This is a genomic window from Gemmobacter sp. (assembly GCF_016792925.1).
Lineage (GTDB): Bacteria > Pseudomonadota > Alphaproteobacteria > Rhodobacterales > Rhodobacteraceae > Gemmobacter.
The window spans coordinates 1-19,454 of the sequence record NZ_JAEULU010000329.1; the positions used below are offsets into that span (position 1 = coordinate 1).

A 19,454-nucleotide genomic window follows, 5' to 3' on the forward strand; every position below is an offset into this window, starting at 1 on the left:
TACAACCATCGACGACCCCACACTGCCCATGGCGGCCAACCGCCTGCCGTGGTCTACTTCAACAGCATCGAAACCGATCAGCAGGCGCAGGCGGTAGCTTAAATATCCCCGAAAACTGTCCAAGGATCGGGGAGTAGCTCAATTCGCTGGCGGCATTCGTCCGACTCCGGTCGCGGCACTGGTCCTGGCTCCCAAACTATGCATAATGCTCTCGACCAACTTTATGGCCCTCCCCCCGCGCGCAGTCGCACTGAACTCTTGCGGCGCATGGGATATTTCGCCAATCACTATCTCGACAATGGGATCGACAGCCTGCCATCCGGGCTGCGAAATTCAATTCTTTCTGCTGGAGGTGGATGATGTCGCTTTTGGATGACTGGCTCTCTTACGTCGAAAAGCCGAGCTGCTTTGACGATCATCACTTCGAGTCTCTCATGCTTGAGCTCGACAATGCGGAGACCCTGCATCAGGCCTTCGCTGGTCTACCCAATGGTGCGGCGTTTGTCTCACGGATTATGGATTTCCGGGCACGGGCGGATTTTAATGGCACCTATCTTTTGCCCCCCCCGCAGGTCATCACGCCTCGCGCGTACGAATTGGCGGCGCAATATCGGGATGCGGTGGCAGATCGCTTGACGGAATTGGACTATACGCAGGCCGGTGCGATTGGACGGAGTCACGTGGGCGAAATTTCTGCGGCGGATTTTCAGCATGAACAAGAGCTTGGTCGTTTACGAGTTCACGATGTTGGAACAGAGTTTAGCGATGATTTCATAGACCATTGCGCTGAATTTCCGGAATGGATTTGGGGTTTGCGCGAGGCGGTTTACATGATGACGACATTTCCGGCGATTACCCGCTATTTGCTTTGGCCCATTGTCAAATATCCGCTGGATGAAACGCCCGCTGCCGAGCTTTGGTTGATGGGGCATTGGGTTGAGTTCTGTGAAGACCGCACGCTGCTCATCATGGGTGGTGCAGGGTAGATCGACTGTTACGCCAAAGCAGATATCCCATGCAGTGACGCGCTGGCGAAGTAACGGAAATCGCCATCCGCGTTGCCTCGAAAGTCGCGGCGAGCGTGCCGGATCGGGCGATTGACCCCAAGATCCTCAAGGAGGTGCTTGACGAAGACAAGCTGGGAACCGGCTCGAAATCGGCAGACGTTTCGGCGCGGGGCGAAGTGCCGGACCCGGCCAAGGAAAAGCCGGATGGAAGTGCGCCGAAAGCGCCATCGAAGAAAACGGTACGTCGGGGCAGCAACGAACAGACCATCACTTACGACCCACAGACAGGCAGGCCGGTTTCATCAACCGGCACGATCCGTCAGGACTTTGGTTCGGGCCCCCGATACGATAACGCCACCGCTGTCGGACGATTGGGAAATCCCGGCGATCAAGGCGGCCACTTGGCTGGGCATCGTTTTTTTGGTGACACCCCCGATGAAGGCATTGCACCTCAGGCTGGCAATCTTAATATGGGGGCTTGGAAGACGATGGAGAATGAGTGGGCCGACTGGACCAAGCTTGGGTATGAGGTTGATTATAAGGTGGATGTCTACCCGCCTGGGGCTGTGCGGCATGATAGCTTCGATTCCACTTATTTAGTTTGAGACCCAAAAACAGGTAAGATTGTGTATGAAAATGAGAAGAGCTTTGAAAATAAACTCGGACAGGCATTTAGCCGCATTTCGTGGAGAGATATGCAGGAAAGGTATGCGAGGTGACAAATGAGTGAGCTTTCAAACTTGATCAGCGTGATTGTTCAAAATCATAAGGCTTTTGAATGTCCTTGGTCTGCATTTAGCATTGTGATTGGGTTCGATGACGATGGAGATCCTGACAGCTCCTACGGATATCTTTATAAGTCCGATGGCGACTTTGAGGCGATTTCGGCGGGCATTCGTGCAATTCGACCTTTTATGTCTGCCTATCTCTCAGCGGTATACGAGGATGAGGCCTTCCCGCTTAAATTGTTGTTGCAATTCGACAGAACCTCTGGGCGCTTCAACATCGAGTTTGAAGACAAAAACCCCAACCGCTGGGCCGTTACCCCTGCCAACATCCACGGCTTCATAGAAAGCCTGCGCCCGAAATTCGATCAATGACCCCACAAGAGGCGGTTCAAACCAAAAGCATTGCGGAACTGATTGCCGCCGCTATCCCGGCCCAATATGCCGATTGGGCCGGGATTTCTGCATGGTTATGGCTGTCAACCGATGGAAAAGGCGGCGGAGGTGGTGCGCAAGCCTATGATACTTACGGGAATGCCGTGGGCTTCTCTTTCGCCATTCCGCCAGTGCTTCCTGCGCTTCGTATTCTGCGTGAAATGCATCCGGATGCTGATCACAGGACGTGGAAAACAGTTCTCCTTCAATTTGGACGGAAAAGTGATCAACTGTGCGCGACTTATGGGTACCGTGATGCATTGCGCTGGATGGTCACCAAGGACAATTTTCAAGACAAGATTCATGAGATGCGTCCGGATTTCAGCTCAATACCAAGGCCAAATTTAGCTTGGTCGCCTGTAGCTTTCTGAATAGGTTTAAATGCCAAAGGAGATATCCCATGCCGGTAGCGACACGCTTGGGTGACACCGGCTCTGGTCACGGGTGCCATTTCCCCCCGACGCCTGCGATTGAGGCGTCGGGGAATGTGTTCGTGAATGGGCTTGGGGCGGTGCGGCAGGGGGATCACTATGGGGCGCATGGCTGCCCGAGCTGCCCAGCCCCGGCGCATCCGCGCAGCTTGTCGGGCGGGTCTGGCACGGTGTTCATCAACGGCAAACCTGCGGGCCGTGTTGGCGATGCGATCGGCTGCGGTGGGGCGGCAGCAGCAGGCTCGGGCGACGTGTTCATCGGCGGCTGAGTAGACGTTTGGGCCAACCGTAGCGCATGACGGCTGCTCGCCCTCCACCTCATACCCGTCAATGAAAATTCCGGTTGGGGAGCAGCTTTTCGCCTGCTCGCGGGATGGTGGGCGGTGCTGCGGCGCGCCCCGTCCAGCGGCGCAGGGCGGCCAAAGCGGCGGCCTCGGCTGCCAGATCGGCGGGGCGGGTCACCAGATCGGGGCAGATGGCGCGGGCATCGGCCAGGGCCATGCCGCGGTGCAACCCAAGCGCCTGCGCGGCAGCGTTCAGGCAATGCAGGTGATCGGTATTGCCCGACCGCAGGGTCAGGGCAAAGGGCCCTTCAACGGGCTGGCTTCGCAGGCTGCTGTCGCTCGCCAGCCTCGGAAACCAGATGGAAAGCAGCCGTCGTGCCATCCCAGTGCAGCATCCAATCGCCGTTAGTTCCTCTTTTGTTCTTGTTAATCTGCCAGTGATGCAGAGTCGAGTCCTCTCGCCCCGGCGCAGGCTCGCAGTGCCAGCGGGTTTCCGAGGCCGCGCTGCCGCCGCCCTCCGGGATCAGCAAGAGGCCCGTGGTGCGCCCGGCCTCGGCCGCCAGTTGCAACCGGCGCCCTGCGGTGAGCGAGAGCGGCTGTTGCGGTTCGGCGATCACCAGCGCCACGGCGGGGCTGCGCAGCGCCTCCTCTACGCACCACAGCAGGTCGGTTTCGCCCATGGGGCGGAGCAGGTGCAGCCGCTCGGCCACGCCCATGGGCAGGCCAGCGGGCAGCGGCTGTTCCGGCAGATGGGAGGGGCTGATCCAGACCAGTGGGCCGGGATGGCGCGCCGCCTGAAACAGCGCAAAGCTGCGCCGCCCGCGCCCGCCCGCCTCATGCACCCGCATCGGGCGCAAACCGAGCGGGGGGCTGGCGAGCGGATCAGGCAGGGTCTTCATGCGCGGCCTCCAGCACGATTTCCAATTCGCCATCCGGCAGGGGGCGTTGCAGGGGGCGAAGAAGGTCAAAAGGTTTGGTCAGCCAATCGCGCCATTCCTCTGGCCGGGTGAGGATGACGGGCATGGCTTTGGGATGGATATGCGCGACCTCGCGGTTTGGATCGCAAGTGAGAAAGCCGAAGGCCTGCACCGTCACCTCGCCTTCCTTCACTTTGCGCGTGCTGGTCCATTCGGTGCAAATCCCGGCAAAGCAGGCCAGCGGTCGATCGGGGCCAAGAGCAAACCAGACCGGCTTGCCCTTGGTCGGGCCGGGGCGGCTGTCGGGCTCGGCAAAGCTGGTGAAGGGCACAAGACAGCGATGCGCCACCCTCAGCCAGCGCTGCCAATGCGGTGAGGCGAGGTTGCGGATGTTCGTCACGCCGGGATCGGTGCGCTTGCCCGCCAGAAATTGCGGCGGGCTGGGCATGCCCCAGCGGGCCAGAGAAAGCTGCAATCCTTGCGCGCCCCGTCGCAGGATGGGCGCCGGATAATCCGGCCAGATACCGGGCATGGGGGGCAGGTTGCCGGTCAGATCCTCGAGCAGCGCGCCCTCATCGGCGATCTGCGCAAAGGCGCGCCGCATCGCGTCTTGCGGTTTGGTTTGGGCATAGAGGTTGCACATGGATCGGCCCCGACCGTGAATTGCCCTGAAACATTACGGGAACATTTGCTGTTGGGATAGTGGGCCTGGCAGAGAAGTGTGGGCGTTCTGGCAGGGTCATGCTGCCAATGCGGCCTAGACACGGGTGGTGGTGCCTGGCAGCGCTCTCAGGTGCCGCCCCTTCGCCCGAGCCGCCATGCGGAATCGCTCTGTCCCTCACTGCCGGGGAGGCAGAGATGAGAGGGTGCCATGAGGGGCCAAGCTCTGCGGTCCGCAAGAAAGCAGGCCCTATTTCTCCCGGCGCCGCAGGCTTTCGACGATTGTGCTGATTTCCTGCGCCATATGCGTGCCCCGATAGACGAAGGATGTTTCATGCCGGGCATATTGGCCCTGACGATCCGCGCTCAGCCAATTATAAGACCCGATGCAAAGCAGCCCGTCATCAATGGCAACGATCTTGCTGTGGAGTTGCGGAAGGCCGTGAAGTTTGACCCCGATGGCAGATAGGGCCTGCTCCGCCAGTTCCATATTGCTGCGGCCCTCTTTGGTCGGAGCCGCATTCAGCAGCGGATCGGCATAGACATCAATCTCGGCCCCCCGTTTGACGGCCTGCGCGAAGCCTTCGAGGATGCCTGCCCGTTCCATGGTCGAGACAATGACCCAAGGGCTGACAATGGTGAAACGCTTCGCCTCGGAAGACAGGGCCGACAGCAGGAATGCGTCATGTTCGGAAGCATCGCGCAAGGTGATGAACTGCCCCTCGTCCAGCAGATCGCTGCGGGGCTTTGCAGTGAAATCCAGCGCATTCCGGCGATCAGCGTGCAGAAAGCCTGATAACAAAGAACGCGGCGTGCCCGATGCAGCGGCGGAAAAGACATCCATATCGCCGAACACAAGGAAGCTGTCCTTCGCGCGCGAAACCGTCACATTCAGCACGCTGGGTGAGCTGTCGATAAAGGGACCATCGGCATGTTTGGAATAGACCGGCGAGAACAGAATGACCGGCCGCTCTGCGCCCTGAAGCGAGTGAACCGTGCCGATCGTCATGCCGGTTCGGTCGGTGACGGATAGGTTGAGGGCAGCGCAGGCCTCCCGGATCTCATGGGCTTGCCGACCGAAGGGGGTAATGACCCCCACGACCTCTTCGATCCGCTTCCCATATATCTTTTCAAGGCGGTCTCGGTGTTCCACCAGCCAGGATGCGATCGTCTGCGCTTCCAGCAGATTGGCACGACTGCGGCCAATACTCGTTGCCCGCCCATCGACATGCAGATAGCCCATCGCCGGGAACGGCGCCGCCTCAGGCGCCACGCCGCGCATGGGGCGAAGCGTTCCCTTGTAGCACAGCGCGTTGCAATAGCGGATGATCTCATCATAGCAACGCCGGTGCTCGAAAAGGTAGAGACCCTTTTCCAGCTCCGCCCAGGGCGAGATGCGACATGCCTGCTGAGCCAGGCGCATGGCACTGCCACTGGTGCTGAGCAGCCCGCGAGCCGCGATCTCTTCAAAGGCCTTTTCATCCCTGCAATCGCGCAGCAGCTTGCAGGCGTTCAGATTGCCGGCGTCGATGGGCAGGGGGAGCGATGAAATCGGTGCGATCTGTTGGGTGTCGCCAATCACCAATGCCTTTTTTGCCAAGGCAAAAGATGCTCCGGCCACCTCGGGCAAAACCTGGCCCGCCTCGTCGACGATCAGAAGATCAATGAAGTTGAGCAGATACTCCTTTGAAAACGTGCCAGCGGTGTTCCGGCTGTAAATCATCTTGCCGGGCAGGCTCGCGAATGTCGCAACGGCACAGGGCGTCAGCATCATGCGGCGGTGCCAGCGTGGCACCATCGACTTCAATCCGAGCAGTTGCTTGCTGGAACTGGCGGTGATTGATGCAAGATCGGCCTCCATCGCCATCAACCAGCGGCCCTCCCAATAATGGGTGGCCAGCAGAAACAGCCTGAAACGGCGGTTGATATCGGTTTGCCGGTCCAGTTCATCCCTTGTCTCGAGGGAATAGCTGCCCCCATCCAAAGCAGAAACCGCCCCATCCCATCGCTGGCGGGCATCCGAGACCTGACGTTCAAGCCGGTCGGCGCGGTCAAGCCTGGACTGCGCCTCCCGGCAGGCATTTTCGGCCCCTTGCAGGCGATCCTTCAGCTTCGTCTCCAGCTCTGACACGCCAGAGCAATGCCCCAGGTCATTGGCAAAATCACCGATGGCCAACCGGGCGCGCAGAAGCCGCTTGCGGGCAATGGGCGGCAGGAAAGAGAACAGCGCCATCAGACCCGACTCGGCGCCGAGATGCGCTTCCAGCGCCTTCATCGCGGCCCTCGGCGTTTCACACTCCCTTTGCCTGTCGCGCACATCCAGTTCAAAGCGGAGGCGAGCCGCGACAGGATCCTCGCCCAGACCCAGACGCCTCTCCGTCAAGGCGGCGTCAAGTGCAGCGGCAGACCGATCCAAAGCCGAGAATGCGTCAACCTGCAGGCGGATCATGCCATGCAGGGCTGCGACCACGGATCGAACATCCGGGTTCGCCATATCGGGAAAAGCTGCGCGCGCCGCACTCAGATAGGCATCTTTCGCCCGGAGAAACCCTGCCTCGCTTTCCAGCCCCGCCTGAAAATCCTCTGTCTGATAGCGCTGCATCGCCTCGGCCTTGCGCGTCTGCGACGGCAGGAACATCCCAAAGCTCTTCACATCGGGCAACCACCGGCCCGCGAACGGCCCCTCCCCGCTCGCAAAGTCCTTTCCAAAGGCGTCGATGATATTGGTGACGGCCTGGTTGTTCGACGATGCGGCCACGATCACCGGCGGCTCGCCGCCCCTGTATGCGGCCTGCACCCAGAGACCGGCGACAGCTGACAGCAGCATGGTCGTCTTGCCGGTGCCCGGCGGGCCGTTCACGGCGATGACCTCGCCGTCTTGGGCGGCATCGAGCCAGGCGAGAACCTGCCTTTGGTGATCTGCCAGCGGAAATTGCGGATTGGAATGTCCGAGCCTGCGGACAAATTCTGACTCGACCCGGTCATCAGCAGCGTGCGGCGTGCCAGAGGGCCGCGCGAATTGTGAAAGCAATGGCACATCGGGCTGATGGGTCAGAAGGTAATCGTAGAGATCGAGGTTTTGGCGCACCTTTGCGGCCGTCTCGCCAGATACCTCAAGAAAACCTGCGCCAATGGGTTGATAATCTGCATCCCCCCGCGGCCACCCGCCAATGACAGCATCCACCATCTTGCGGCAATGATTGCGGTAATCCTGCCAGTCCTCTTCCCCGGCCTTTGCGGCCAACGGGGTTTCGGTCAGAAATCCATCCAAGTCGGCGACTGTGCCAATCGAAAACTCGCCATCCGTCAGCGGCCCGAGGACATCGCGGGCAATCGTATTGCGTGCCGGCAAAATATGGCCATCGCGTTCCACCATTGCCTCGGTGACAACGGGCGCGACCAGATCGGGCAGCCCTCCGGCGCGTGACGCGCCATGCGACATCCTGTGCGCCGCCACCAAGGGCCAGATCCGGACCGAAACCGCTTTCTGGGATGCCGCCTGGCCTTGGAACACAGCGCGCGCTTCCTCCGCCGAGAGGACGCCATGTCGCAAAGTATCGACAGAAAGTTCGATGAACCGGCTGCGATCCTTTTGCCGGAATTTACCTTCGCCAAGCGAGCTATCTGCCAAAGACGTGCGCCAATAGCGCAGAATATTCAAAAATTCAGCGTTTATAACACTCTTTATCAAACAGGCAGACCGGACGGCATGATCTATACCGCCCGCAGCCGGGTGCTGTCTGGCGGACGGTATAATCCGTTGAGTTCAAGTGCAAATGCGAATCTTTGCCCCCGGCAGTGCCGGTCCACAACCCTTGGCGCGAAATGCTCGCCGGGCCAAGATTGCCATCTCCCTAGGTCGCCGCCCGCATTCTTGCGGGTCAGCGCCGCAGCGTCGCCCGCCTCAGCCCCAGGCGCGCAGGGCGAAAACCGCAGTCATGCCGAAGCCCACAAGGGCGATCAGGCCGCGCAACACGCTGCGGGGCAGCACCCGCGCCAGAGGCGCCCCGGCATAGCCGCCCGCAACCGAGGCGGCCATCATCAGCGCCGCCTGTGGCCAGGCGATCAGCCCGGCCAAGGCGAAGGCGGCAACGGAAATCGCCGACAGCACGAAGGACAGGCCGTTTTTCAGCCCGTTCATCGCATGCAGGTCGCGCATGCCCCACAGCGCGAACAGCGCCAGCAGCATGATGCCCAACCCGCCATTGAAGTAACCGCCATAGAGGCTGACGGCGAAAAGCCCCAGCGTCCCCGCCAGCCCCTCGCCCGTTGCAAGGCCCGAGGCCAGCCCGCGCAGCCGCTCGCCGAACAGGAAGACCAGCGTGGCGAAGAGCAGCAGGCCCGGCACGATTTTGGAAAACAGCTCGTTGGAGGAAACCATCAGCAACAGCGCACCGGCAAGGCCTCCGGCCAGGGTCACCACGGCTTGCCGCGCCAGGCGGCCCCGATCCATCGCCTGCAATTCGGCGCGAAAGCCAAGCGCTCCGGCCAGATAGCCGGGAAATACCGCCATAGCGCTGGTGGCATTGGCGGCCACCGGCGGAATGCCCGCATGGATCAGCGCCGGAAAGGTGAGGAAGGTGCCGCCCCCGGCCACTGTGTTCAGCACCCCGGCGCCAAAGGCGGCAAGGCCAAGGATCAGGGCTTCGGTCAGGGTCATCGCGATCATGGCAGGCTCCTCCTGCCCGGCAGGTTAGGCGCGCGGGGCGGGAAGGTCCACCGCGCGCCGCAAATTCAGGACATGATCAACCCGCCATCCACATTGATCGTCTGGCCGGTGATATAGGCGGCGTCGGCCGAGGCGAGGAAGGCCACCAGCGCCGCGACCTCGGCAGGGGTGCCTGCCCGGCCCATCGGGATGCCCTCGACCCATTCCGCCATCAGCGCGCCGGGCGCATAATCCCCCAGCATCTGCCCCCAGACGCGATCGTTATAATCCCACATCTCGGTGTGGATGATGCCGGGGCAGATGGCATTGGCGGTGATGCCCTCGCGGGCCAGCTCTTTCGCAAGGCTTTGGGTCAGCCCGACCACGCCGAATTTGGAGGCGGCGTAATGCGGCGTGTAGATGAAGCCCTGACGCGCCTGCCCCGAGGCGGTGTTGATCAGGCGGCCCTTGATGCCATGGGCGCGGAAGCGGCGCACGGCCTCCTGACAGCACAGAAACACGCCCTTGGTGTTCACATCCAGGTTCAGATCCCATTCGCGTTCGGTCAGGTTTTCGACCTTGGCGATGGTGATGACGCCCGCATTTTGCACCGAGACCGAGATCGGCCCCAGCTGCGTCTCGGCGGCGTCATAGGCGGCGCGGACGGCCTCGGCGTCGGTCACGTCCAGCGGCAGGCCGATGACCTGCGCGCCGGTCTCGGCCGCCAGCGCGGCGGCGGCCTCGGGCGTGTCGGCCTCGATGGCGGCGATGGCGACGGCCGCGCCTTCCTCGGCAAAGCGTTTGGCAATGCCGCGGCCAATGCCCTTGTTTCCGCCGGTGACGAACACCGTCTGGCCTGCAAAGCGTTTCATGGGTCTTCCTCCATAAAGCGCGGCAGGCAGACGGCTGGGCCCGAAGGGCTCAGGCCGTCAGCCGTGCCGCCGTGAATTTGTCTGTCACCAGCACATCAATGACGCCAAGGCGCAGCGCACCCGCGATGGCCTCGGTTTTCGATTCGCCCCCCGCCAGCGCCATCACCCGGTCGGCGCGGCGCAGCTCCTCCAGCGAGATGCCGATCACGCGGTCATTCAGCGGGGTTTCCACCGGCTTGCCCGCCGCGTCGTAGAAGCGATAGGAGATTTCGCCCACCGCCCCCGCCTCGTGCAGCATCGCCATTTCCTGTTTGGAAAACACGTTGCCGGAGCGGGCCAGAAGCTCGGAAGGTTCCACCGCGCCGATGCCGATGATGGCAAGGCTGAGCCGCCCGAACAGGTCCATCGTGCCGCGCACCACCGGGTCGGCCAGCATCACCAGCTTGGCCTCGCGCGAGGAGGTCAGGCCCTGCACCAGCAGCAGGCGCGGCTCGCCCCCGGTCAGTTTCGCCAGCCGCGCGGTCAGTTCGGTGGCATGGGTCTGCACCGATGCATCGCCCATACCACCCAGAATTTGCACCACATATTTGGCCTTGGCATTGCGCAGCGGGTGGATGTTGTCGACCATGCGCAGCAGGGTCTGGCTCCAGCTGGAAACGCCGATCACCTCATCCTGTTGCAGGGTCACTTCCAGAAAATGCGCCGCCGCCTCGCCGATGCGGGCCATGATCGCGCCATCCCGATCTTCGGAGCAGTCGATCACGATGGCTTCGGTCAGGCCGTAGCGGTCGCGCAGCGCGGTTTCCAGATCGGCGAAAGTGCCGGGCGGCGGAATGACCGTGGTGCGCACGATGGCCTCGGCCTCGGCGCGTTTGAGCATGCGCGACACGGTCGCCTGCGACATGCGCAGGGTCTCGGCGATCTCGGCCTGCCGCTTGCCTTCGATGTGATACATCTGGGCCACGCGGGCAATCAGCCGCAACTCGTTGATCCGACCCATGGCATCCTCCGGCTGTGAATTTTTATTCACACTTAGAGGATGCGGGGGCTTGCGTCGAGCGGGCGATGGCATCGTGCCACACGGCAAGGCGGGCTGCGGCATCGCTGTCACGCGGCGCGATGGGGGTGCCCGCGCGGGGCAGGGCCGCGATGGTCGCGAGGTCGGGCCAAAGGCCCAGCGTCAGCCCCGCCAGCCATGCCGCGCCAAGGGCCGAGGCCTCGGGCGCGTCGCATTGGATCAGCGGGTGGTGCAGCGTATCGGCCACGCATTGCATCAGGAACAGGTTGCGGCTGGGCCCGCCATCGACAAACAGCCGCCCCAGGGGGCGCGGCGATTGCGCGGCCATCGCCGCGATCACATCCCGCACCTGAAAGGCCATGCTGTCGGTCACGGCCCGCGCCATCTGTGCGCGCGAGGTGGTGAAGGTGATGCCGGAAAACAGCGCGCGCGCATCGGCCTGCCAATAGGGCGCGCCAAGACCCACAAAGGCCGGCACGAAGCCGGGGCCGCCGGGCTCGGCCGTGGCGGCCAGATCGGTCAGCGCCTGAACATCGGGCAGTCCCAGCAGATCGGCCATCCAGGGCAGCGCGGCAGCGGACACCAGAATATTGCCCTCGAACGCATAGGTGGACGTGCCGCCGATGGACCAGGCAATCGTGGTGGTGATGCCATCCTGCGGCGCGATGAAGCCGGGCAGGGTGGTCATGATCGACGAGCCGGTGCCGAAGGTCACCTTGCCATCACCGGGGGCAAAGGCGCCATGGCCGAACAGCGCGGCGTGGCTGTCGCCAATGGCGGCGCAGATCGGCAGCCCGTCGGGCAGGCCCGGCACGCCTGCGGTGGTGCCAAAGACCGAGGCGCTGTCCTGCACACGCGGCAGGCAGGATTTCGGCACGCCGAACAGGGCACATAGCTCGTCGCTCCATTCCAGGCGGGCCAGATCAAGCAACTGGCTGCGCGCGGCGTTGGAGGCATCGCAGGCATGCACCGCGCCCCCGGTGAAGCAATGAATGAGCCAGGCATCAATGGTGCCAAGGCGCAGGGGCCGGTCTGCGGGCGCGCGATCCAGCAGCCAGCGCATCTTCGGCCCCGGAAACATCGGGTCGATGGGCAGGCCCGTCAGCGCCTGCACCCGAGGGGCATGGCCCGCAGCGGTCAGCTCGGCGCAGGCGGGGGCCGAGCGGCGGCATTGCCAGCTGACCACCGGCCCCAGCGGCAGGCCGGTCTCGCCATCCCAGATCGTCACCGATTCGCGCTGGTTTGAAATGGCGATGCCTTGCAGATCAACCGGCGGCGCGGCGGCAAGGCAGGCGGCCATCGCCTCTTGCACCGAGGCCCAAAGGCGCAGCGGGTCTTGCTCCACCCAGCCCGGCTGGGGGTGGCTGATGCCGACGGGGGCCGCGCCACGCGCCAGAATTGTGCCGGTTTCTGACACCAGCACCGCCTTGGAATTGGTGGTGCCCTGGTCAATGGCAAGGATGGCGCGGGTCATGGGGCAGGCTCCGGTGTGAAAGGTGCGGCGCGGCGGGGGAGGGCCGCCGCGCCGGAAAGGGGCTGAAGGCGCAAGGGCGCGCCGTCAACCCTATCCGATCAGTGTTTGCGGGCGATCAGCGCCTTGGCGGATTCGGCCACGGCAGCGGGGCTCATGCCGAATTCATCCAGCAGAAACTCTGCCGAGCCGGTGGGGGCAAAGATACCCGGCACGCCCAGCAGTTTCATCGGCACTGGCGCGCGATCCACCACCACCTCGGCAATGGCCGACCCCAGACCGCCATAGACCGAATGTTCCTCGGCGGTGAGAATCGCGCCGGTATCACGGGCCGCGGCCACGATGGCCTCGGCGTCGATCGGGCGGACGGTCGCCATGTTCAGCACCCGCGCCTCGATGCCCTCGGCGGCCAGCAGATCGGCGGCCTTCATCATGCGATGGGTCAGGGTTCCATTGGCGATCAGCGTCACCGCATCGCCATCACGTAGCAGGTTGGCCTTGCCGAGTTCAAACCGATGGCCCTGCGGCAGCAGATCCGGCACGCCCACCCGCGACAGGCGCAGGAACACCGGGCCGTCATAGGCCGCCGCCCATTCCACCGCCGCAGCGGTTTCCACCGAATCGCAAGGCGCGATGACGGGCAAGTTGGGCAGAACGCGGGTCCAAGCGAAATCTTCGATGGAGTGATGGGTCGGCCCCAGCTCGCCATAGGCCATGCCCGAGGAAATGCCGATCAGCTTCACATTGGCATTGGAATAGGCGATGTCGGCCTTCACCTGCTCCAGCGAACGCCCGGTGAGGAAACAGGCGGCGCCGCAGACAAAGGGCATCAGCCCGCCATTCGCCAGACCGGCGCCCACGCCGACCATGGCCTGTTCGGCAATGCCCACATTCACCAGGCGCTCCGGCCATTTAGATTTGAACCCGCCCAGCTTGGACGAGCCGACAGAATCATTCACCACCGTCACGATGCGCGGGTTCTCGGCGGCCAGGCGTTCCAGCACCGCCACAAAGGCGTCGCGGCAATCATGCAGCTTGGGCGAAGGGGTTTGAGCGTTCATCACAGGGTCTCCGACAGTTCGGCCAGCGCGATCTGGAATTGTTCGGCATTGGGCACCTTGTGGTGCCAATCCACGGTGTCCTGCATGAAGGAAATGCCATGGCCCTTGTTGGTATGGGCCACGATGCAATGCGGGCGGGCGGCGCGATGTTCCAGCGCGGGCACGATCTCGGCCATGGCATTGCCGTCGATCTCGGTCACTTCCCAGCCAAAGGCCTCCAGCTTGGAGCGGAAGGGCGCGAGGTTGTTGGTATCCTTCAGCGCGGCGCCTTGCTGAAAGCGGTTGTGGTCGATGATCAGCGTGAGGTTCGACAGGCCGAATTGCGCGGCCGAGGCAATGGCCTCCCAGTTGGAGCCCTCCTGCATCTCGCCATCGCCGGTCATGACATAGGTGTGATAGGCGGCCCCGGTCAGCTGGGCGGCCTTCGCCATGCCCACGGCAACCGGCAGGCCATGGCCCAAGGGGCCGGTATTGGTTTCCACCCCCGGCACCTTGTTGCAATTCGGGTGGCCGTTCAGCCGTGAATGGGGTTGCAGGAAGGTGGCGATCTCTTCCTCCGGCAGGAAGCCGCGCTTGGCCAGCGTGATGTAAAGCGCCAGCGCCACATGGCCTTTTGACAGCACGAAACGGTCGCGATTCGGGTCTTTCGGGGCCTGCGGATCAAGGCGCAACACGCGGAAATACAGCGCGGTCAGAATGTCGATGGCCGACATTTCGCCGCCGATATGGCCCGCCCCGGCCGCCACGACAGCTTGCAGATCGCGCAGGCGGATCTGTCGGGCGATGCGTTCGAGATCGTTCGGCTGCATGGTTCCCTCGTAGTGCATAAATATACAGTTAGCGTTATACTTGCACCAGACGCGGCCAAGTCAAGCAAAAACATTGGCGGCTGGAATGGCAAAATCCATTTGACAGGGCCTCTACCTATCGAATACGAATTTACAGACGGCACTGAATAATTATGCCATGCACAAAATGCCACGCATGACCAGAGGCGCCGCCGGATTGCAAGAGGGAGGGGACGGATGCTTGCGTCAACAAGGGGCGACACCGCGCAGGGCGCGAACGGGCTGCGCTGGCTGTCCGGGTTGAAGGGCGCGACGGGGCCGCTGATCGGGCTGATCCTGCTGTGCCTGTTCCTGACAGTGGCGACCGACAAGTTCATGTCGCTGCGCAATATCCTGAACATTCTGGATCAGATCAGCGTGCTGGGCATCATGGCCGTGGGCATGACGCTGGTGATTCTGATTGGCGGCATTGATCTGGCCGTCGGCTCTGTTCTGGCGCTGACCATGATGGTCATGGGCTATCTGGCGAATACCGCCGGCATGCCGATGGGGCCTGCAATCCTGCTGGCGCTGCTGGTGGCGGGCCTCAGCGGCGCGGTGTCGGGGCTGATGATCACGCTGTTCCGGGTGCCGGCCTTTATTGCGACATTGGCGATGATGTCGGTGGCGCGCGGCCTTGCGAACATGATCACCGACGGGCAACAGATCGTGGGCTTCCCCAGCTGGTTCAGCATGCTGGCCTATACGCGCCTCGGCGGTTTCCTGACGCTGACCGTGGCGATCATGCTGGTCGTGTTCGTCGCGGGTTGGCTTTACCTGCGCTATTCGGCGGGCGGGCGTTCGCTTTATGCCATCGGCGGCAACCCCGAGGTGGCGCGGCTGGCGGGCATCCATGTGAATGCGTTCACCGTGGGCGTCTATGTCGTGTCGGGCCTGCTGGCCGGGCTGGCGGGCGTGGTGCTGGCGATGCGCCTCGATTCGGTGCAGCCGACGGCAGGCGTGTCTTACGAGCTGGACACCATCGCCGCAGTGGTCATCGGCGGCACCAGCCTGACCGGCGGGCGCGGCGGGATCCTGGGCACCATCATCGGCGTTCTGATCATCGGGGTTCTGCGCAACGGGCTGAACCTGCTGGGCGTCTCGCCCTTCATGCAGGCGGTGGTGATTGGCGTGGTGATCGCGCTGGCCGTGGCAGCCGAGGCTTTCAAGAAAGCCAAATGAATTTGGGCAGGGCGGCGCAAGGAGGCGCTGGCTGAGCCGAAACGACCGCGGATCACGCAGCTGACGTGGCCGCACCCATCAACGGAGGAGACAACCATGAACTTCAAGACTGCGCTTCTGGCGGCTGCCGCCCTGGCGACCACGGCCCTCAGCCCGCTGGGCGCCTCGGCGGAAGAGGTCAAGAAAATCGGCCTTGCCGTGTCGAACCTGCAAGCCGATTACTTCAACCAGATCAAGATCGGCGTCGAATCCTATGCCAAGGAAAAGGGCATCGAGGTCATCACGGTGGATGCCAAGAATGACAGCGCCACCCAGGTGAGCCAGGTGCAAGACCTGCTGACCCAGGACATTGACGCCTTCATCTACATCCCCGCCGGTGCCGCCGCCGCCGCCGTGCCGACCCGTCTGGCCAAAGAGGCCGGTATCCCGGTGGTGAACGTGGACCGCAACGCCGATGACGCGCCGGGCGATACCTTCATCGCGACCGACAACGCTACCTCGGCCTATGAAGTGTGCAAGCACATCATCGGTCTGGCGGGCGGCAAGGGCCAGATGCTGATGGTTCACGGCCAGAAAGGCACCACCCCGGAGGTCGAGCGCACCAAGGGCTGCATGAAGGCCATTGGCGAAAACCCCGGTGTCGAGCTGGTGGCGGAACAGTGGAGCGAGCAGTGGTCGCAGGCCGAGGGCCTGAACATCACGCAAAACCTGCTGCAAGCGCATCCGGAGACCAAGCTGATCTTCGCGCAGGCCGATGGTCTGGCGCTTGGTGCCGCGCAGGCGGTGAAGGTTTCGGGCGCGGAAGGCGTGATCGTCGGCGGCTTTGACGGCGACACCACCGCCCTGCCGATCCTGGCCGAGGGTGGCTTTGCCGCCACCGCCACGCAACAGGTGCGCGGCATTGGCCGTCTGGCCGTGGACAGCGCGATCAAGCTGGCCGCAGGCGAGACCCTGCCCGCCGAGCAACTGCTGCCGGGCTTCCTGACCACCCCGGAGAACGCGGCGCAATTCGTCGCCGAGCATCCCTGATCTGACCCGAAAGGTGGCGCCATGACCAACCCGCAAACCGCTCCCATCCTGTCGCTGAAGCAGATCCGCAAATCCTATGGATCGCTGGAGGTGCTGCATGGCGTCGATCTGGATGTGCGGGCGGGCGAGGTCGTGGCGCTGCTGGGGGAAAACGGGGCCGGAAAATCGACACTGTCGAATATCATTTCCGGCACGGTGCAGCCCTCCTCGGGGCAGATGACATGGCAGGGGGTGGCCTACGCCCCCGCCAGCCCGCGCGCCGCGATGGATGCGGGCGTCGGGATGATTCATCAGGAATTGAAGCTGCTGCCGCAGCTCTCGATTGCGGAAAACGTGTTTGTCGGGCGCTATCTGACCAAAGGGGGCCGGATCGACCGCCCCGCCATGGAAGAGCGCGCCCATGCGGGCCTGCGCCGCCTCGGCCTCGACATTTCGCCCGCGCGGCTGGTGGAGGGGCTTTCCACCGCCAACCAGCAATTGATCGAGATTGCCAAGGCGCTGACGTTGAACGCGAAATTGCTGATTCTGGATGAGCCGACCGCCGCACTTGGCGGCGAAGAGACCCAGCTTCTGTTCCGCCAGATCGAGCGGTTGAAGGCCGAGGGCGTGGGCATCATCTATATCTCGCACCGGCTGGAGGAGATCCGCCAGATTGCCGACCGCATCGTGGTGATGCGCGATGGGGCCAAGGTGCAGGAATTCGACCGCGGCGATGTGCCGATCCGCACGATTGTGGAGGCGATGGTGGGCCGCTCGCTGGACCGGATGTTCCCGGCGATTCCGGCACCGCAGACGGAGACGACGCTGGAGGTGCGCGGGCTGACGGCGCCTTCGGGCCGCTTCCGCGACATCAGTTTCTCGGTGCAAAAGGGCGAGGTCTTCGGGATTGCGGGCCTTGTGGGCGCTGGCCGCACGGAACTGGTGCGCGCGATCACCGGCGCCGATCCCATCGCCTCGGGCGAGGTGCTGCTGCATGGCAGGCCCGCCACCCCGCGCAACCCGCGCGATGCCATCCGCAACGGCGTGGTGCTGGTGCCCGAGGATCGCAAGCTGCAAGGCGTGGTGCTGGATCACTCGATTGCCGAAAATATCGGCTATGCCAATCTGCGCGATGTTGCCGGGGGTGGCCCGATCACGGCGCGCAAGCTGCATGATTTTGCCGAAGGGCTGATTGCGAAATTCGGCGTCAAGGGGCGCGGCACCCAGAACGCGGGCGAGCTTTCGGGCGGCAACCAGCAAAAGGTGGTGTTGGCCAAATGGCTGGCGCGCAAGCCGCAGGTGGTGGTTCTGGATGAACCCACGCGCGGCATTGATGTGGGCGCGCGCTCGTCGATCTATGAGCTGATCATGGAGCTGGCGCGCGAGGGCGTGGCGGTGATCGTGGTCTCTTCGGACCTTGAGGAGGTTCTGGGGGTGTCGAACCGGATCATGGTCATGGCACAGGGAAAACAGGCTGGCATTCTGGACCGTAAAGACGCCAATGACGTCTCGGTCATGGAACTGGCGACGATTTGAACGAGGAAGATCATGTCTGACATCCAACTGAACGCCCCGAAACTGTTTGATCTGTCGGGGCAGGTGGCGCTGGTGACGGGGGCGGGCAGCGGCATCGGCCAGCGCATCGCCATGGGGCTGGCGCAATGCGGGGCGGATGTGGCGCTGCTGGACCGGCGCAGCGATGACGGTTTGGCGCAGACCGCCGATTTCATCGCCCGCGCAGGCCGCCGCAGTATCCAGATTGCCGCCGATGTGACGCAAGGCGCGGCCCTGACCGAGGCCGTGGCGCGCACCGAGGCCGAGCTGGGCGCGCTGCGGCTGGCGGTGAATGCGGCGGGGATCGCCAATGCCAATCCGGCCGAAGACATGGAAGAAACCCAGTTCCAGACCATGATGGACATCAACCTGAAGGGGGTCTTCCTGTCCTGTCAGGCCGAGGCGCGGGCGATGCTGGCGCATGGGCGCGGCTCGATCGTGAACATCGCCTCGATGTCGGGGGTGATCGTGAACCGGGGCCTCAGCCAGTGCCATTACAATGCGTCGAAGGCGGGGGTCATTCACATGTCCAAGTCGATGGCGATGGAATGGGTGACGCGCGGCGTGCGGGTGAACACCATCAGCCCCGGCTATACTGCCACGCCTATGAACACCCGCCCGGAAATGGTGCATCAGACAAAGCTGTTCGAGGAACAGACCCCGATGCAGCGCATGGCCCATGTTGACGAGATGGTGGGGCCTGCGGTCTTCCTGCTGTCGGAGGCGGCGAGCTTTGTGACCGGCGTTGACCTGCTGGTCGATGGCGGCTTTTGCTGCTGGTGATGGGCATGCGGACCAAACTTGCCGCCGGCAATTGGAAAATGAATGGCACGCGCGCCGCGCTGGCCGAGGTTTCGGCGCTGCTGGCGGCGCATCCCGCGCCCGGCTGCGAGATGCTGCTTTGCCCGCCCGCCACCTTGCTGGCGCAGATGGCCGCACTGGCCGAGGGCAGCGCTTTGCAGGTCGGCGGGCAGGATTGCCACACCAAGGCTTCGGGCGCGCATACGGGCGATCTGTCGGCGGGGATGCTGGCCGATGCCGGGGCCAAAGCGGTGATCCTTGGCCATAGCGAGCGCCGCGCCGATCATGGCGAGAGTGACGCCTTGGTGCGTGCCAAGGCCGAGGCCGCATGGGCGGCGGGGCTTGGCGCGGTGATCTGTCTGGGCGAGACCGAGGCCGAGCGGGATGGGGGGCAGACCCTTGCGGTGATTGGCGTGCAACTGGCGGGATCGGTGCCGGATGGCGCGACGGCGGCAAATACGGTCATCGCCTATGAACCCGTCTGGGCCATCGGCACCGGGCGCACGCCCACGCTGGCCCAGATTGCCGAGGTGCATGCCGCCTTGCGCGCCGC

At 63.4% G+C, this 19,454-nt stretch carries 20 protein-coding genes; 10 read left to right on the forward strand and 10 right to left on the reverse strand.

Going from position 1 to position 19,454, the window contains the following annotated elements; all coding sequences use genetic code 11:
- Positions 1-359: 359 nt before the first annotated feature.
- The 5 genes from JNN06_RS16170 to JNN06_RS16190 all read left to right on the forward strand — a co-directional run bounded on the left by JNN06_RS16170 (position 360) and on the right by JNN06_RS16190 (position 2,867).
- The gene (locus tag JNN06_RS16170) at positions 360-986 is read left to right on the forward strand and encodes a hypothetical protein (RefSeq protein WP_291240624.1); all 627 of its coding nucleotides are present in this window, start codon (positions 360-362) and stop codon (positions 984-986) included.
- A 95-nt stretch (positions 987-1,081) separates the two neighbouring features.
- Positions 1,082-1,612 carry a DNA/RNA non-specific endonuclease gene (locus JNN06_RS16175; RefSeq protein ID WP_291240625.1) on the forward strand — a complete coding sequence of 177 codons (531 nt, stop codon included), beginning with the start codon at positions 1,082-1,084 and terminating at the stop codon, positions 1,610-1,612.
- Positions 1,613-1,729: 117 nt separating this feature from the next.
- Positions 1,730-2,107, forward strand: coding sequence for a hypothetical protein (locus JNN06_RS16180; RefSeq protein ID WP_291240626.1), 378 nt, complete (start codon positions 1,730-1,732; stop codon positions 2,105-2,107).
- On the forward strand, positions 2,104-2,538 hold the full coding sequence (locus JNN06_RS16185; RefSeq protein ID WP_291240627.1) for a hypothetical protein: 435 nt from the start codon (positions 2,104-2,106) through the stop codon (positions 2,536-2,538). The genes JNN06_RS16180 and JNN06_RS16185 overlap by 4 nt, the downstream gene beginning before the upstream one ends.
- Before the next feature lie 29 nt (positions 2,539-2,567).
- Positions 2,568-2,867 carry a PAAR domain-containing protein gene (locus JNN06_RS16190; RefSeq protein WP_291240628.1) on the forward strand — a complete coding sequence of 100 codons (300 nt, stop codon included), beginning with the start codon at positions 2,568-2,570 and terminating at the stop codon, positions 2,865-2,867.
- 58 nt (positions 2,868-2,925) lie between these two features.
- On the opposite strand, the gene JNN06_RS16195 is transcribed toward JNN06_RS16190, so the two are convergent.
- From JNN06_RS16195 to JNN06_RS16240, 10 genes are all read right to left on the reverse strand, one after another.
- Positions 2,926-3,264 (reverse strand): hypothetical protein, encoded by a 339-nt coding sequence (locus tag JNN06_RS16195; RefSeq protein WP_366812972.1) that lies wholly within the window; start codon positions 3,262-3,264, stop codon positions 2,926-2,928.
- On the reverse strand, positions 3,191-3,781 hold the full coding sequence (locus tag JNN06_RS16200; protein WP_291240629.1) for a hypothetical protein: 591 nt from the start codon (positions 3,779-3,781) through the stop codon (positions 3,191-3,193). The genes JNN06_RS16195 and JNN06_RS16200 overlap by 74 nt, the downstream gene beginning before the upstream one ends.
- Entirely contained in the window at positions 3,765-4,442 is a 678-nt protein-coding gene (locus JNN06_RS16205; protein ID WP_291240630.1) for an SOS response-associated peptidase family protein, read from the reverse strand. Before JNN06_RS16205 ends, JNN06_RS16200 begins: the two co-directional genes overlap by 17 nt.
- A 267-nt stretch (positions 4,443-4,709) precedes the next feature.
- On the reverse strand, positions 4,710-8,120 hold the full coding sequence (locus JNN06_RS16210) for an AAA domain-containing protein (RefSeq protein ID WP_291240631.1): 3,411 nt from the start codon (positions 8,118-8,120) through the stop codon (positions 4,710-4,712).
- 243 nt (positions 8,121-8,363) lie between these two features.
- Positions 8,364-9,119, reverse strand: coding sequence for a sulfite exporter TauE/SafE family protein (locus JNN06_RS16215; protein WP_291240642.1), 756 nt, complete (start codon positions 9,117-9,119; stop codon positions 8,364-8,366).
- Positions 9,120-9,193: 74 nt separating this feature from the next.
- A complete protein-coding gene (locus JNN06_RS16220; protein WP_291240632.1) occupies positions 9,194-9,979 on the reverse strand; it encodes an SDR family oxidoreductase in 786 nt (261 codons plus the stop codon).
- A 49-nt stretch (positions 9,980-10,028) separates the two neighbouring features.
- Positions 10,029-10,979 carry a sugar-binding transcriptional regulator gene (locus JNN06_RS16225; RefSeq protein ID WP_291240633.1) on the reverse strand — a complete coding sequence of 317 codons (951 nt, stop codon included), beginning with the start codon at positions 10,977-10,979 and terminating at the stop codon, positions 10,029-10,031.
- Between the two features lie 22 nt (positions 10,980-11,001).
- Complete coding sequence (locus JNN06_RS16230; protein WP_291240634.1) at positions 11,002-12,471, reverse strand: FGGY-family carbohydrate kinase; 1,470 nt, start codon at positions 12,469-12,471, stop codon at positions 11,002-11,004.
- Between the two features lie 98 nt (positions 12,472-12,569).
- Positions 12,570-13,529, reverse strand: coding sequence for a transketolase family protein (locus JNN06_RS16235; protein WP_291240635.1), 960 nt, complete (start codon positions 13,527-13,529; stop codon positions 12,570-12,572).
- Entirely contained in the window at positions 13,529-14,338 is an 810-nt protein-coding gene (locus tag JNN06_RS16240; protein WP_291240636.1) for a transketolase, read from the reverse strand. The genes JNN06_RS16235 and JNN06_RS16240 overlap by 1 nt, the downstream gene beginning before the upstream one ends.
- Before the next feature lie 216 nt (positions 14,339-14,554).
- Between JNN06_RS16240 and JNN06_RS16245 the strand changes: the two genes are divergently transcribed.
- The 5 genes from JNN06_RS16245 to tpiA form a co-directional block, all read left to right on the forward strand.
- Complete coding sequence (locus JNN06_RS16245; protein WP_291240637.1) at positions 14,555-15,538, forward strand: ABC transporter permease; 984 nt, start codon at positions 14,555-14,557, stop codon at positions 15,536-15,538.
- Positions 15,539-15,634: 96 nt separating this feature from the next.
- Positions 15,635-16,567 (forward strand): substrate-binding domain-containing protein, encoded by a 933-nt coding sequence (locus tag JNN06_RS16250; protein ID WP_291240638.1) that lies wholly within the window; start codon positions 15,635-15,637, stop codon positions 16,565-16,567.
- A 21-nt stretch (positions 16,568-16,588) separates the two neighbouring features.
- Complete coding sequence (locus JNN06_RS16255; RefSeq protein WP_291240639.1) at positions 16,589-18,082, forward strand: sugar ABC transporter ATP-binding protein; 1,494 nt, start codon at positions 16,589-16,591, stop codon at positions 18,080-18,082.
- Between the two features lie 12 nt (positions 18,083-18,094).
- Positions 18,095-18,883, forward strand: coding sequence for an SDR family oxidoreductase (locus tag JNN06_RS16260; protein WP_291240640.1), 789 nt, complete (start codon positions 18,095-18,097; stop codon positions 18,881-18,883).
- A 5-nt stretch (positions 18,884-18,888) separates the two neighbouring features.
- Positions 18,889-19,454 (forward strand): triose-phosphate isomerase (gene tpiA / locus JNN06_RS16265; RefSeq protein WP_291240641.1); only part of this gene is annotated, 566 nt, incomplete at its 3' end.